Raw genomic sequence first — 14,534 nt, 5'->3', positions numbered from 1 at the left:
GGCCAGGACAACCGAGGACCACCGACGGGCCGCCATGCCAGAGACGACGCTTGCCATCGCCGACATCGACGCCATCCTGGAGCGCGTGCTTGCGCCCTGGGTCCGCCAGCTGAACCTGCGTGCCGAGCGCGTCGACGCCGACAGCGTCACGCTGCGCCTGCCCTTCGATCCTTCGCTTCGCCACGCCGGCGGCGTGGTCTGCGGCCAGGTGCTGATGTCCGCGGCCGACACCGCGATGATCGTCGCGATCTCCAGCGCGCTAGGCGGCTTCCGCCCGATGACCACCGTCAGCCTGACCACCAACTTCATGCGCCCCGTGATCGAGGGCGACATGCTGGTGCAGGCGACCGTGCTGCGGCTGGGCAAGACCGTCGTGTTCGGCGAGATCGCGCTGCGCGGCCCCGACGGCAAGCTGGCGGTGCAGGCCACCACCACCTACGCGCTGCTGTGACGATGTCTGCCACCCGCCCGCAGATGGCGGCCGACACGCGCACGGCGCCGCGCACACCGCAGTACGGCGGACCGTTCGAGCAGGTGGTATTCGCCGGCGGCGGCAATCGCTGCTGGTGGCAGGCGGGCTGGTGGGACACCGTCGCCCCCGAACTCGGGCTGCGCCCGCGCGTGATCGCCGGCATCTCGGCCGGTGCTGCCACCGCCTGCATGATTTACACGCACGAGTCGCGGCAGGTGATGGACTACTACCGCGGCGTGCTGGCCGGCAACAAGCGCAACGCCTACTGGCGCAATCTGCTGGGCAACCAGCGCGTGTTTCCGCATTACGGCATCTACCGGGCGGCCCTGCTGTCGATCCTCGGCGACGGCCGCCTGGCGCGGCTGCAGGCCGCGCCGGAGATCCGCGTCGGCGTCGCCCATATCCCGCGCTGGTGCGGACCGCGGCTGGCCGTGATGGCCGGGCTGCTGGCCTACAACATCGACAAGCATCTGCTCAAGACGCTGCATCCGCGGCTGGGCCGCACGCTGGGCTTTCATCCGGAGTTCATGCGCGCCCAGGACTGCGCGACGCCCGAGCAGCTGGCAGACCTTTTGCTGCAGTCGTCCTGCACGCCGCCGTTCACGCCCGTGCTGCGGCGCGATGGCCGCGCGGTACTCGATGGAGGGCTGGTCGACAACGTACCGGTCGACGCGCTCGACCCGACGCCGGGCGACGTGCTGGTGCTGATGACGCGGCTGTATCCGCGCCCGCGCCGTTTCGTGGTCGAGTGGAACGGCCAGCGGCGCCTGTATCTGCAGCCGTCGCGGCGGGTGCCGATCTCCAGTTGGGACTACACGCGCCCGGAAGGCATGACGCTGGCCTACGACCTGGGCCGGCGCGATGGCGAAACCTTCCTGCGCGAATGGACGGCCGAGGCGCCAGCCGACCTGGCGCCGGCGTCGTAGCGCGGGAGCGGCGCAGCGGCTGCTCCCTTCGGGGTTCTTGCAATTCTCGCGGCCGGCGCGCCGCGGCAGGAGGCATAGATGACGAAGCGGCAGGCTGGCAACGACAACGAACGCAAGCGCGCAAGCAAGGTATCGGCCGAACCCCGGATGGAGCGCGTGCCGCGCGGCAAGGGCGCCGGCGCCGGCCGCGCGCGCCAGGCCGACTTCGTCGTGATCGGCGGCGGCTCGGCCGGTGTCGCCGCGGCGATGCGGGCCGCCTCGCACGGCGCCAGCGTGGTGCTGGTCGAGCGCGAGCAGATCGGCGGCACCTGCGTCAACCGCGGCTGCGTCCCCAAGAAGATGCTGAGCTACGGCGCGACCTGGGCCGCGATCCTGTCGGGCTGCCTGTCGCATACCGGCGGACGCGAGGACTGGAACGACGCCATCGTGCGCGTCAAGGCCGAGATGGCGCGGCTGCATGCCAGCTATACGCAGCGGCTGCAGGAGGCCGGCGTGCAGCTGCTGCGCGGCGAGGCGACCATCAGCGCGCCGGGCGAGGTGCGTGTGGGCGGCGAAACGCTGCAGGGGCGCCGCATCCTGATCGCCACCGGTTCACGGCCGACGCCGCTGCCGGTGCCTGGCGGCGAGCTGGCCAGCAGCTCGGACGACGTGTTCCAGTGGGACGGCGTGCCGGCCTCGCTGGTAGTGATCGGCGGCGGCTATATCGCGGTCGAGATGGCATCGATCCTGTCGCGCTACGGCGTCAAGGTCGACATGCTGGTGCGCGAGTCGCGGCTGCTGGAAAACTTCGACGAGGACATTGCGCTGGCGCTGGCCGAGGCGCTGACCGCGAAAGGCGTGCGGCTGCATCTGAATACGGAGGTGACGCTGCTCGACCAGGCCAACGGCGCGATCGAGGTCTGCTACAGGCAGGCCGAAGCGAGCGGGAACGGCAGCGGGAAGGGTGACGGGAAGGGTGACGGGAAGGGCGGTGGGAAGAGCAGCGGCAAGGCACGGATCCACAGCGTGCGTGCGCAGGCGGCGCTGGCCGCGATCGGACGCGAACCCAATGTCGAAGGCCTCGGCCTCGAGGCGCTGGGCGTGGCGCGCGGACAGCGTGGCGTGCGTGTCGACCGGCAGTTGCGCACCAGCGTGCGTGGCATCCATGCGATCGGCGACGTTACCGAGGGGCCGCAGCTGACGCCGGTCGCCATCGCCCAGGGCCGCTGGCTGGCGGACCGCCTGTTCGGCCGGCGCGGCGAGCGCGCCGACTTCGACGTGATTCCGACCGCGGTGTTCTGCGAGCCGGCGATCGGCAGCGTCGGCCTGACCGAGGCGGCGGCGATCGAAGCCGCCGGCAAGCCCGAGCGCATCGGCACGCGCATCAAGCGTTTCGTCTCGCTGGAAAACCGCTTCGCCGGCAACCCGATGCCCTCGATGATCAAGGTGGTCTACAACGCGCGCAGCGGTCGCGTGCTCGGCGTGCATCTGCTGGACAACGCCGCGCCCGAGATTGCGCAGTCGATCGCGGTGGCGCTGCGCCTGGGCGTGCGGCTGTCGCATCTGGAAACCACGATGCCGCTGCACCCGACCGTCGCCGAGGAACTGTTCGGCTGAGCGGTTCGGCCGAGCCGTTCGGCTGAACTGTTCCGCTGAACTGCGGCACGGCCGCGCCTAGCGCGACACCACCGCGGTCGCCTCGATCTCGAACAACATGCCGTCGAGCGCCAGCCGCGATACCGGAATCAGCGTGCAGGCGGGCGGCGGGCGCGTGCCCCAGATGCGCCGCAATTCGGCGCCGAACTCCTGCAGCCGTTCGAGCGAATGGTCGACGATCAGCACGGTCAGCTTGGCAACGTCGCGCAGGTCCGCGCCGCCGGCATGCAGCGCGATCTCCAGGTTCTCCAGCGCACGCCGCACCTGTCCGGCAAAATCCGGCGCCAGCCTACCGTGCTGGTCCTCGCCGCCCTGGCCGCTGGCGAACACGATGCGGCCCGGCGCGGTTGCCACCGCGACATGCGAGTAGGCATTCGGACTGGGGTCGTAGAGGCCGTGCGGATTGACGAAGTGCAGGCTGCAGGCGGGACGGCGCGATTCGATCATGGCGGAGATCTCGAAGAGGAGAAACGAAGTCCCGCCAGTATCAAACCTCAAGTCAGGTTAAGGTCAATCGTGACCCTGCTAGCATTGGGTCTTTCGCTGCGAACCGCGACGGAATCCCGCCATGCCACGCAAGCCACCCCATGACGAATCGATCGAGCGGCCGCCGCGCCAACGCGGCCTGCGGGCCGCCGACATGCTGTCGGTCGGCGAAGTCGCCGCGCGCACCGGACTGGCCGTCTCGGCGCTGCATTTCTACGAGTCCAAGGGCCTGATCCGCAGTACGCGCAGCGCCGGCAACCAGCGGCGCTATGCACGCGCGGTATTGCGCCAGCTGGCGGTGATTCGCGTGGCGCAGCGCATGGGCCTGCCGCTGGCATTGATCGCCGAGGCGATGGCGCGGCTGCCCGAAGGGCGCGCGCCGACGGTGGCCGACTGGCGCCGGCTGTCGGCGGCGTGGCGCGAGGACCTGGACGAGCGCATCCGCACGCTGACGCAGTTGCGCGACCAGCTCGACGGCTGCATCGGCTGCGGCTGCCTGTCGCTGAAAAGCTGCCCGTTGCGCAATCCGGGCGACACGCTGGCGGGGCAGGGGCCATGGCCGCATCTGATGTGCGGCGGCGCGCGCGGCCGTCAAGATCCGGGCGGAAACGAGGGCGGCGGCACCCGCGCCTAGCGCGGCGTCTGGTGCATCGCGCCGCAGGGATCGGGGCGCTGCACCGGCGGCACCAGTACCACGTGGTCGTAGGCGCCGGCCTCGTGCGGTCCCGCCGCTTCCAGATACGCCACGGTCAGCACCTCGGCCGGCTTCGCACCGAGCCAGCGCGGCACGCCGATGTCCTCCCGCACATGACCGTTGCCAGCCAGCAGCACCACACCGTGCGCGGCGTGCTCGCGCAGCGCGGCCGCCATCACCGCATCGCGTGCCGCCTGGGCGTTCAGCATGCCGGGCAACATCGCGCGGGGGAAATGGCCGCAATGGCTGTCGTCGAGCACGGCCGTCTGCGCAGCCGCGAGATCGGGCGGCAGCGGCCGCTCCAGGCCCAGCCGTTCACGCTCGGCCGCGCTGAACACCGCACCGCCGCGCATCACGCCGCGCGCATCATCGCGCGACAGATTGGCCGCAATCAGCGGCAGGTCGTGCCGCAACGCCAGCGCGATGACGGGCCGGTACAGCGACCACTCCCATCCGGCCGCGCCGGCCTGCGCGATCAGATGATCGACATCGCCGGGGCGCTCCCGACGCGCGCGGTCGAGATCCGCCTGCCGCTCGCGATCGAATTGCTCCATCGCGATCGCCGGCCGCCAACCCGCCTCGATCGCCTCGGTCAATGACGCGAGCCGGCGCCGATGCCCTTCGGCGTTGTCGTGGACCTCGCCGAGCAGCACATAGCGGTAGGCGGCCAGCCGATGCGCGTCGCCATCCGGATGGGCAGGCGCCGCGCAGCCGGCAAGCAGCGCCAGCGCCGCGGAGAGCGCGGCGGTTGCCGCAACCTTCGCGCCGCGATGCGTTCCACGGTCAGCGGCCCGCATCCGCTCCCACCGTCGCGGCCACGCGGTTGCCATCGGCATCGATCTCCAGCGGGCCGCTGCCGGAGAAGCGATCCAGCGCCAGGTAGATCACCGGCGTGATGAACAGCGTGATGACCTGCGAGAACAGCAGCCCGCCGACCACGGCCAGGCCCAGCGGCTGGCGCAGCTCGGCGCCGGCGCCCAGGCCGAGCGCGATCGGCAGCGCGCCCATGATCGCCGCCAGCGTGGTCATCATGATCGGACGGAAGCGCAGCAGGCACGCCTGGCGGATCGCCCTGGCCGGCGGCATGCCCTGTTCGCGCTGCGCCGCCAGCGCGAAGTCGATCATCATGATCGCGTTCTTCTTGACGATGCCGATCAGCATCAGCACGCCGATGATCGCGATCAGCGACAGCTCGACGCGGAACAGGAACAGCGTCAGCAGTGCGCCGACCGCCGCGGACGGCAGGCCGGCGAGGATCGTCAACGGGTGGATATAGCTTTCGTACAGCACGCCCAGCAGCACGTAGATCACCGCGATCGCCGCGATCAGCAGGATCACCTGCGTCGACTGCGAGGACTGGAACACCGCCGCATCGCCGCCCCAGCTGGTGAAGATCTCCTGCGGCATCGCGGTTTCCTGCTTGAAGCGGTCGATGCGCGCCGACGCGTCGCCGAGCGCCGCGCCCGGGGCCAGGTTGAACGACACCGTCACGGACGGCAGCTGGCCCTGGTGGTTGACCGCGATCGGACCGACGCGGCGCTCGGTCGTCGCGAACGCCGACAGCGGCACCAGCGTGCCGCTGGTGCTGCGCACATAGATCTTCGAGAACGCCGTCTCGTCGACGCGGTCGACATCCGCCGCCTGCAGGATCACGTAATAGCTGTCGATCGAGGTATAGATCGTCGACACCTGGCGCTCGCCGAACGCGGTATAGAGCGCGGTGCGCACGTCCTGCATCTGCACGCCGAGCGAGTTCGCCTTGTCGCGGTCGATCGCCAGCTGCGCCTCGAGACCGGCCTGCTGCGAATCGCTGGTGACGTCGCGGAACAGCGGATCTGCGCGCATGCGTGCCATCAGCTTGTCGGCGGCGGTCTGCAGATTGCCCGACTGCACGCTCTGCAGCGTGTATTGGTAGCGCGCCTTGCTGATGCGGCCGCCCAGCTGCAGGTTCTGCACCGGGCGGAAATAGACGTTCAGTCCGGGAATGCCGGCGACGTCGCGGCGCAGCGATTCGACCACCTGCGGCATCTTCGGCCGCTCGCCGCCGGGCTTCAGCTCGATGAACATGCGGCCGGTATTGATCGCGGGCGAGGGGCCGCCGCCGATCGCCACCACGATGCTCTTGACGGCCGGATTCGCGCGCATCCGCTCGGCCGCGTCGCGCATCAGCGTCGACATTGCATCGAAGGAGATGTCCTGCGGGCCGTCCGCATTGACCTGGATCTGGCCGATGTCCTCTTCGGGAAAGAAACCCTTGGGAATCAGCACGAACAGCACCGCGGTCAGCACGAACGTCATGCCGGCCGCGGCCAGCACGGTGCGCCGATGGGCCAGGCACCAGTCGAGCCCGCGCGCATAGCGGTGCAGCGTGAATTCGAACAGGTTCTCGAACCACTGCGTCGCGCGCAGGCCGACGCTCTGCTTCTGCGGACGCGGCGCGTGCGCCGGCGCATCGCCATAGGCATGCTGCGATTCGTCGACCGGCACGTTCTCGGCCGACAGGAAGCGCGCGCACAGCATCGGGATCAGCGTCAGCGATACCAGCGCCGACACCAGGATCGACAGCGACACCACCGCGGCGAACTCGTGGAACAGCAGGCCGATCACGCCCGGCATGAAGAAGATCGGGATGAACACCGCCACCAGCGACACCGAGATCGACACGATGGTGAAGCCCATCTCGCGCGAGCCGACCAGCGCCGCCTTCAACGGCGCCATGCCTTCCTCGATATGGCGGACGATGTTCTCCAGCATCACGATGGCGTCGTCGACCACCAGGCCGACCGCCAGCGTGATGGCCAGCAGCGACACGTTGTCCAGGCTGTAGCCGAACGCCTTCATCAGCGCGACCGTGCCGATCAGCGAGATCGGCAGCGACACCGTCGGGATCAGCGTGGCGGCGGCGCGGCGCAGGAACAGGAAGATCACCATCACGACCAGCGCGGCGGTCAGCGCCAGCGTGAACTGCACGTCGTGGATCGACTCGCGCACCGAGCGCGAACGGTCGTTGACCACATTGACGTTGACCGAGGCCGGCATCTGCTGCACCAGCCGCGGCAGCGCGGCGCGGATCGCGTCGACCACGGCGACCGTGTTGGCGTCGGGCTGGCGCTGCACCGCCAGCACGATCGAGCGCTCGTTGTTCAGCCAGCTGCCGGTCTTCAGCGTCTCGACGCTGTCCTCGACCTCGGCCACGTCCGACAGCCGCACCAGCGCGCCGTTGGGCTGGCTGGCGACGATGATGTTGCGGAAGGCGTCGGCGTCGGCCAGCTGGCGATTGGCCTGGATCGTCAGCATCTGGCGCGCGCCGTCGAGCGTGCCGACCGGCGTGTTGGCGTTGGCGCGCGAGATCGCGCCGGCCAGCTCGTCGAGCGTCATGCCGCGCGCGGCCAGCGCATCGGGACGCGCGCGTACCCGCACCGCGAAGCGCTTCTGGCCATAGACCAGCACCTGCGCGACGCCGGGCAGCGTCGACAGCGTCGGCGCGATCAGGTTGTCGCCGAAGGCGTTCAGCTCGGCCAGGCTCATCGCCGGCGAATTGATCGCCAGCAGGATCACCGCGGCATCGGCCGGGTTGACCTTGCGGTACGACGGCGGCTCGGTCATCTCGGTCGGCAGCGAGCGCTGCGCGCGGAACAACGCCGATTGCACGTCGACCGCGGCGGCGTCGATGTCGCGGTCGTTGTTGAACTCGATCGTGATGCTGGAATTGCCCAGCGTGTTGGCCGAGCTGATCACCGACACGCCGGGGATCGTGGCGAACTGCTTTTCCAGCGGCGTGGCAACCGACGCGGCCATCGTCTCGGGACTGGCCCCGGGCAGCCGCGCAGTGACCTGGATCACCGGGGAATTGAAGCTGGGCAGCGCGGCGATCGGGATGGTCGGGTACAGCACGATGCCGGTGACCACGATCGCGATCGCCAGCAGCACCGTCATCACGGGCCGGCGGATGCAGAGTTCGGACAGCGTCATGGCGTCAGTGCTTCCCGGGGGCCGGCGCCGCGGCCGGAGCACTGGCTTCTCTGATCGCGCTGCCGGGCCGCAGGTTCTGCACGCCCTCGACCACCACGCGCGTGCCGGCCGGCACGCCTTCGACCACCGCCGCGGCGGCGGTCGCCGCCAGCATCTTGACCGGCATCGACCTGACCTTGCCGTCGCCCTGCACCGCATAGACGAAGCGGCCTTCGGGTCCGGTCACCACCGACTGCGGCGGCACCGAGACCACGCCGGTCAGCGTCTGCACCACCGCCTCGACGCGCGCGTAGGTCCCCGGCCACAGGCGTTGCGCCTCGTTGTCGAACTGCGCCTTGACGCGGATCGTGCCGTACTGCGGGTTGACGGTGTTGTCGACGAAGGTGATGCGGCCCTGCACCGGCTCGGGATTGCCGTCGTTGGGCTGCGCGGTCACCGGCACCGGGCCGCTGCGCAACGCGTCGCGCAGCGCGGCGAGCTGGCGTTCGGGCAGCGTGAAGGTGACGGCGATCGGCTGGATCTGGGCGATCGTGACCATCGGCTGGGTCGCGGTCGGCAGCACCAGCGAGCCAGGGAAGACGTTGATCACGCCAGTGCGGCCGCCGATCGTGGCGCGGATCGCGCCGTAGCTGACCGCGACGCGGCTCGCTTCGATCGCGGCCTGGTCGGCCCGTACCGTGGCCTCCAGCGCATCGACCTTGGCGCGCGCGGTATCGACCGCGCTGCGCGAGATGAAGTTGCGCGCGACCAGCTCCTCGCTGCGGGCCAGCGAGCGGCGGGCGTCGGCCAGATCGGCCTGGTCGCGCAGCAGCTGCGCACGGGCGCGCGCCAGGTTGGCCTCGTCCATCCGGGTGTCGAGCGAGAACAGCAGATCGCCGGGCTTGACGGTCTGGCCTTCGCGGATATGGACGGTGCGGACAGTGCTGGAGACCTGCGGGCGGACCTCGACGGTGGACAGCGCGGTCACGTTGCCGTTGACGCTGACCTGCAGCGGCACGTCGCCCTGGCGCGCCAGCGCGGTGGTCACCGCCACCGGGGCCGGCCCCTGCGCCTGCGGCCTGGCGGCGAACCACGTCTTCCAGCCGAACCAGCCGGCCCCGGCCAGCAGCACGACCAATGCCAGTGCCAGCCATGGCGACACACGACTTCTGCCGGTACCCATGGCCTGGCTCCAATTGCTTTCGACAAAGCCCTTGGCCTGGTCGATACCCTTCGATTTCATGCGAGGACCCTCTGCTGCGCCGCGCTGCGATTGCGCGTGTTCGCTCCCTTTTGTCGCCGTGCCCACCCGGACGGCCACCGCCGGCTTCTGTGAACCGGTGGGCGGCCGGCCGCCCCCAGTGGTACCGCCATGGCGCCATCTCTGGCAAGCATTGGCAGACGCGTCTGTATTACAAACGATTACAGGAGAGGGGCCGTCTTTGTATCAGGGATCAAACATTAGCAGAAAACGGGCCTGCCGGGCCGGCGCGTTCAGGCCTGCTGTGGTGCCTGCCGCCGCAGCCACCGGCAGCCGAGCGCCCGGGCGCGGGCTGACAGCAGCAGGGCGCCGAGCATCAGCGCGGCCGCGCCCCAGTGCAGCGCCTGCGCGCCGGCGGTGGCGTAGATCGCCGCGCCGACCATCGCGCCGATCGCCTGACCCAGATAGATCGACGAGGAATTGAGCGAGATCGACACCGCCGCCCGCTCCGGCGCCAGCGCCACCAGCCGCGCCTGCTGGGCGCTGTTGGTGGCAAAGCCGCCCACGCCCCACAGCATGAAGATCAGCACCAGCGCGACCGCGCCGAGGCCCGTCAGCGGCCATAGCAGCATCGCCGCCAGCGAGGTGCCCAGCGCGACGTGGACCACGCGGGCCGGCGTGGCGCGGTCCATGCGCGCGGCCGCGACCACATTGCCGAGCACGCCGCAGGCGCCGTAGGCCAGGAACATCAGGCTCAGCGCGCCGCCGCTGACGCCATGGACGTCGCGCAGCATCGGCGCGATATAGGTGAACATCGTGAACATGCCGGCCGACGACACCATCGTCACGCCGACCACCATCAGCAGCGGCGTATGGCGCAGCACCGCGCCCCAGGCCGCGCGCCCGACCGGCGCCACCATCAGTCCGCGCGGCAACACCCGCCACAGCGCCAGCGCGACGCCCAGCGCCATCACGCCGACTACGGCCATGCTGACGCGCCAGCCCAGCGTCGTACTGATCCAGGTGCCCATCGGCACGCCGACCACACTGGCCACGCTCCAGCCGAGGAAGACGAAGCTGATCGCCCGGCCGCGCAGCTTCGCGTCGACCAGCAGCGGCAGCGTCGCCGCGGCCTGCGGGGTATAGATCGCGGCGCCGATCGCCGTGACGAAACGCAGCACCACCAGCGTGCCGAAGTTCGGCGCCAGCGCCGAGGCCAGGTGCAGCACGCCATAGAGCCCGAGCGCGCCGACCAGCAGCAGCCGGCGGTCGATCCGCGAACCCAGCGTGGCGAACAGCGGCGCGCCGACGCAGCAGGCCAGCGCGAAGGCGGAGATCAGCTGGCCAGCGGTGGCGGCGCTCAAATGAAAATCGCCGGCGATGTCGTTCAGCATGCCGGTGACGATCATCGCGCCGGTGCCGATGACGAAATTGCCGACGCACAGCGTCAGGAGCCTGGGATCCATGATGGGGATGCGAGGGGAGATGGCGGAGGGGGCCGCCCGTGAATCCCGGCAGTGTAGCGGTTTTGCGACGATCGGGTCGGACGCCGCCGCGGCCGCGGGGACCATCCGGTCCGCCGCGGCGAGGCCGTCCCTCAGCGCGTCAGCGCCTTCGGATTGACCACGCTGCCGTGCTCGCCGGCCAGCACGTCGAGGATGTTCTGGAACGCCGTGCGGAAATAGAGCTCGTAGCTGTCGCGCTCGACATAGCCCAGGTGCGGCGTGCAGATGCAGTTTTCCATCCGCAGCAGCGCGTGGCCCTGCAGGATCGGCTCGGATTCGAACACATCGACCGCCGCCATGCCGGGCCGGCCGCGGTTCAGCGCGGCCACCAGCGCGTTTTCCTCGACCAGCTCGGCGCGGCTGGTATTGACGAACAGCGCGGTCGGCTTCATCGAGGTCAGGTCGGCCAGCTTGACGATATGGCGCGTCTCGTCGTTCAGCCGCAGATGCAGCGACAGCACGTCGCTGTCGGCGAACAGCTGCTCCCTGGACTCGGCCACCGCGAAACCGTCCTCGCGCGCGGCCGTCTGCGAGCCCTCGCGGCCCCAGACCAGCACGCTCATGCCGAAGGCGCGGCCATAGCCGGCCACCAGGCGGCCGATCTTGCCGTAGCCCCAGATGCCGAGCGTCTGGCCCTTCAGCACCTGGCCCAGGCCGAAGTTCGGCGGCATCGTGGTCGACTTCAAACCCGACTGCTGCCAGGCGCCGTGCTTCAGGCTGGCGACGTACTGCGGGATCCGCCGCTGCGCCGCCATGATCAGCGCCCAGGTCAGTTCGGCCGGGGCCACCGGCGAACCGACCCCTTCGAGCACCACCACGCCGCGGTCGGTGCAGGCGTCGACGTCGATATGGCTGCCGACGCCGCCGACTCGGCCGGTCTGGCTGATGATCCTGAGCTTCGGCAGCTTTTCCAGCAGCTGGCGGGTGATCCGGGTGCGTTCGCGGATCAGCACCACGGCTTCGACATCGGACAGGCGCGCCGCCAGCTGGCCCACGCCCTTGACGGTGTTGTTGAACACCTTGACGTCATGCCCCTGCAGCAGCTGGAAGCAGGCCAGCTTGCGCACGGCATCCTGGTAGTCGTCGAGAACGGCAATTTTCATCGTCGGATTCGGTGAGGCGGTTCGGTGAGGCGGTTCGTTGAAACGGTTCGATGATCGATCGCGGCGCCGGTTCGCGGCTCCATTCGTGTCTCGATTTGGCCCGGCAATCCGGTTGGTACGCGTGCCCACAGACCGGCATGCCGGCGGCCAGTAAGGTGGGCGGCCAACGTGCAGCAAAGTGCGGCGACACGCAGCAGCGACAACGGCGTTCCGACCGGAAAGTGCGCCGCCCGCTTGCTGCAGAGCAAAAAACGGAGGACGACAGCGGTGGTATCCTTGCCGCCTTCGGTGACGTCCCGGATTGTCGGTCGAGCTTCGCTCCCGCAACCGGGTTGTCGCCGGACAAAGCTTGACTGGCACCCGCTGCGACATGTCCGCGGGAAAACCGCCACTGTAGCGCAGCCGCAAGGTCCCCCGCGATCGATTGCCGACAGGATCGCGCCGGACTTGTAACGGGATGTGACGGTCCCGAGCGAGCGTGGTCGAGGACCGGCCACCATGCGGACGCCATGCGGGCAGAACGCCCGCCCCGCACGCGGAACCGCTTCCACAAGAAGTGGTCCCTCAAGCATGCGGCCATGGCGCGCGCTCTCGTCGACTCCGCGTTTGACTCCGTGTTTGACCCGGCTGTTTGACGATTTTCAGAGCGCGGCCCCGGGCCAGGCTTTGCCAAAGATTTCTTTTTTGCTTTGGAGTACCACCATGAACCACCCCACCATGCAAGGCACGCCGGCGTTGAACGTTCCGGCCTGGGTCAAGCACCAGAAGCTGGTCGCCTGGGTCGCCGAGATCGCGGCGCTGACCAAGCCCGACAGCATCTACTGGTGCGACGGCTCGCAGGAGGAATACGACCGCCTGTGCGAGCAGATGGTCGCCGCCGGCACGATGAAGCGGCTGAATCCCGCCAAGCGCAAGAACTCCTTCCTGGCCCTGTCGGACCCGTCCGATGTCGCGCGCGTCGAGGACCGTACCTTCATCTGCTCGCAGCAGCAGGAAGACGCCGGCCCGACCAACAACTGGATGCCGCCGGCTGAAATGCGCCAGACCCTGAACGGGCTGTTCGATGGCTGCATGCGCGGCCGCACGCTGTACGTGGTGCCGTTCTCGATGGGGCCGCTCGGTTCGCCGATCGCCCACATCGGCGTGGAGCTGTCCGACAGCCCGTACGTCGCCGTCAACATGCGGATCATGACCCGCATGGGCCGCGCCGTGTACGACGTGCTGGGCGCCGACGGCGAGTTCGTGCCGTGCGTGCATACCGTCGGCAAGCCGCTCGCCGCCGGCGAGAAGGACGTGCCGTGGCCGTGCAACCCGACCAAGTACATCGTCCATTTCCCCGAGACCCGCGAGATCTGGTCGTTCGGCTCGGGCTACGGCGGCAACGCGCTGCTGGGCAAGAAGTGCTTCGCGCTGCGGATCGCCTCGACCATGGGCCGCGACGAAGGCTGGCTTGCCGAGCACATGCTGATCCTGGGCGTAACCTCGCCCGAGGGCAAGAAGTACCACGTCGCGGCGGCGTTCCCGTCGGCCTGCGGCAAGACCAACTTCGCGATGCTGATCCCGCCCAAGGGCTTCGAGGGCTGGAAGGTCACCACCATCGGCGACGACATCGCCTGGATCAAGCCGGGCAAGGACGGCCGCCTGTACGCGATCAACCCGGAAGCCGGCTACTTCGGCGTGGCCCCGGGCACCAGCGAGAAGACCAACTTCAACGCGATGGCGACGCTGAAGGAAAACGTGATCTTCACCAACGTCGCGCTGACCGATGACGGCGACGTCTGGTGGGAAGGCATGACGAAGGAAGCGCCGGCCCATCTGATCGACTGGCAGGGCAAGGACTGGACGCCGGAGATCGCCAAGCAGACCGGCGCCAAGGCGGCCCACCCGAACGCGCGCTTCACCGCGCCGGCATCGCAGTGCCCGTCGATCGACGCGAACTGGGACAACCCGGCCGGCGTGCCGATCGACGCCTTCATCTTCGGCGGCCGCCGCTCGACCACGGTGCCGCTGGTGACCGAGGCCCGCAACTGGACCGAAGGCGTCTACATGGCCGCCACCATGGGCTCGGAAACCACCGCCGCGGCCGCCGGCCAGCAGGGCGTGGTGCGCCGCGACCCGTTCGCGATGCTGCCGTTCTGCGGCTACAACATGAGCGACTACTTCGGCCACTGGCTGGAGCTGGGCAACAAGCTGGAAGCATCGGGCGCCAGGCTGCCGAAGATCTACTGCGTCAACTGGTTCCGCAAGGACGAGGCCGGCAACTTCGTGTGGCCGGGCTTCGGCGAGAACATGCGCGTGCTGTCGTGGATGATCGACCGCGTCGAAGGCCGCGGCCAGGGCACCGAGCACGTGTTCGGCACCTCGCCGCGCTACGAGGACCTGCGCTGGGAAGGCCTGGACTTCTCGCCCGAGCAGTTCCAGAAGGTCACCTCGATCGACCGCGCCGCCTGGGAACAGGAACTGGCGCTGCACGAAGAGCTGTTCACCCAGCTCAAGCACCATCTGCCGCAGGCGCTGTCCGAAACCAAGGATGCGCTGGCCAAGCGGCTGGCGGCTTGATG

At 69.3% G+C, this 14,534-nt stretch carries 11 protein-coding genes; 5 read left to right on the top strand and 6 right to left on the bottom strand.

Features of this window, described 5'->3' with window-relative positions; translation table 11 throughout:
- Positions 1–34: 34 nt before the first annotated feature.
- The 3 genes from FOB47_RS25715 to FOB47_RS25705 all read left to right on the top strand — a co-directional run bounded on the left by FOB47_RS25715 (position 35) and on the right by FOB47_RS25705 (position 2,994).
- A complete protein-coding gene (locus FOB47_RS25715; protein WP_006579522.1) occupies positions 35–451 on the top strand; it encodes a PaaI family thioesterase in 417 nt (138 codons plus the stop codon).
- 23 nt (positions 452–474) lie between these two features.
- On the top strand, positions 475–1,398 hold the full coding sequence (locus FOB47_RS25710) for a patatin-like phospholipase family protein (protein ID WP_174782570.1): 924 nt from the start codon (positions 475–477) through the stop codon (positions 1,396–1,398).
- A gap of 78 nt (positions 1,399–1,476) precedes the next feature.
- The gene (locus FOB47_RS25705) at positions 1,477–2,994 is read left to right on the top strand and encodes a dihydrolipoyl dehydrogenase family protein (RefSeq protein ID WP_174782349.1); all 1,518 of its coding nucleotides are present in this window, start codon (positions 1,477–1,479) and stop codon (positions 2,992–2,994) included.
- 57 nt (positions 2,995–3,051) lie between these two features.
- Here the strand turns inward: FOB47_RS25705 and FOB47_RS25700 are convergent, their stop codons facing one another.
- Positions 3,052–3,480: a RidA family protein gene (locus tag FOB47_RS25700; RefSeq protein ID WP_053822886.1), complete on the bottom strand. Its 429-nt coding sequence runs from the start codon at positions 3,478–3,480 to the stop codon at positions 3,052–3,054.
- Between the two features lie 121 nt (positions 3,481–3,601).
- On the opposite strand from FOB47_RS25700, the gene soxR reads away from it, so the two are divergent.
- Positions 3,602–4,153: a redox-sensitive transcriptional activator SoxR gene (gene soxR / locus FOB47_RS25695; RefSeq protein WP_174782348.1), complete on the top strand. Its 552-nt coding sequence runs from the start codon at positions 3,602–3,604 to the stop codon at positions 4,151–4,153.
- Here the strand turns inward: soxR and FOB47_RS25690 are convergent.
- The 5 genes from FOB47_RS25690 to FOB47_RS25670 all read right to left on the bottom strand — a co-directional run bounded on the left by FOB47_RS25690 (position 4,150) and on the right by FOB47_RS25670 (position 11,973).
- Complete coding sequence (locus FOB47_RS25690) at positions 4,150–5,010, bottom strand: ChaN family lipoprotein (RefSeq protein ID WP_174782569.1); 861 nt, start codon at positions 5,008–5,010, stop codon at positions 4,150–4,152. The genes soxR and FOB47_RS25690 overlap by 4 nt on opposite strands.
- The gene (locus tag FOB47_RS25685; RefSeq protein WP_174782347.1) at positions 4,997–8,185 is read right to left on the bottom strand and encodes an efflux RND transporter permease subunit; all 3,189 of its coding nucleotides are present in this window, start codon (positions 8,183–8,185) and stop codon (positions 4,997–4,999) included. The genes FOB47_RS25690 and FOB47_RS25685 overlap by 14 nt, the downstream gene beginning before the upstream one ends.
- 4 nt (positions 8,186–8,189) lie before the next feature.
- Entirely contained in the window at positions 8,190–9,407 is a 1,218-nt protein-coding gene (locus tag FOB47_RS25680) for an efflux RND transporter periplasmic adaptor subunit (protein ID WP_174782346.1), read from the bottom strand.
- A gap of 251 nt (positions 9,408–9,658) precedes the next feature.
- Positions 9,659–10,831 (bottom strand): MFS transporter, encoded by a 1,173-nt coding sequence (locus tag FOB47_RS25675; protein ID WP_053822883.1) that lies wholly within the window; start codon positions 10,829–10,831, stop codon positions 9,659–9,661.
- Between the two features lie 131 nt (positions 10,832–10,962).
- Positions 10,963–11,973, bottom strand: coding sequence for a D-2-hydroxyacid dehydrogenase family protein (locus FOB47_RS25670; protein WP_174782345.1), 1,011 nt, complete (start codon positions 11,971–11,973; stop codon positions 10,963–10,965).
- A 702-nt stretch (positions 11,974–12,675) separates the two neighbouring features.
- Between FOB47_RS25670 and FOB47_RS25665 the strand changes: the two genes are divergently transcribed.
- A complete protein-coding gene (locus tag FOB47_RS25665; RefSeq protein ID WP_174782344.1) occupies positions 12,676–14,532 on the top strand; it encodes a phosphoenolpyruvate carboxykinase (GTP) in 1,857 nt (618 codons plus the stop codon).
- Positions 14,533–14,534: the final 2 nt, after the last annotated feature.

Source organism: Cupriavidus gilardii (assembly GCF_013347325.1).
In the GTDB taxonomy this organism is placed as follows: Bacteria; Pseudomonadota; Gammaproteobacteria; order Burkholderiales; family Burkholderiaceae; genus Cupriavidus; species Cupriavidus gilardii.
This window is presented reverse-complemented; position numbering and strand designations above follow the sequence as displayed.

Bases quoted from the DNA above. Each gene is read 5' to 3' on its own strand.
- FOB47_RS25715 (WP_006579522.1), top strand. From the start codon at position 35: ATGCCAGAGACGACGCTTGCCATCGCCGACATCGACGCCATCCTGGAG.
- FOB47_RS25710 (WP_174782570.1), top strand. From the start codon at position 475: ATGGCGGCCGACACGCGCACGGCGCCGCGCACACCGCAGTACGGCGGA.
- FOB47_RS25705 (WP_174782349.1), top strand. From the start codon at position 1,477: ATGACGAAGCGGCAGGCTGGCAACGACAACGAACGCAAGCGCGCAAGC.
- FOB47_RS25700 (WP_053822886.1), bottom strand. From the start codon at position 3,480: ATGATCGAATCGCGCCGTCCCGCCTGCAGCCTGCACTTCGTCAATCCG.
- soxR (WP_174782348.1), top strand. From the start codon at position 3,602: ATGCCACGCAAGCCACCCCATGACGAATCGATCGAGCGGCCGCCGCGC.
- FOB47_RS25690 (WP_174782569.1), bottom strand. From the start codon at position 5,010: ATGCGGGCCGCTGACCGTGGAACGCATCGCGGCGCGAAGGTTGCGGCA.
- FOB47_RS25685 (WP_174782347.1), bottom strand. From the start codon at position 8,185: ATGACGCTGTCCGAACTCTGCATCCGCCGGCCCGTGATGACGGTGCTG.
- FOB47_RS25680 (WP_174782346.1), bottom strand. From the start codon at position 9,407: ATGAAATCGAAGGGTATCGACCAGGCCAAGGGCTTTGTCGAAAGCAAT.
- FOB47_RS25675 (WP_053822883.1), bottom strand. From the start codon at position 10,831: ATGGATCCCAGGCTCCTGACGCTGTGCGTCGGCAATTTCGTCATCGGC.
- FOB47_RS25670 (WP_174782345.1), bottom strand. From the start codon at position 11,973: ATGAAAATTGCCGTTCTCGACGACTACCAGGATGCCGTGCGCAAGCTG.
- FOB47_RS25665 (WP_174782344.1), top strand. From the start codon at position 12,676: ATGAACCACCCCACCATGCAAGGCACGCCGGCGTTGAACGTTCCGGCC.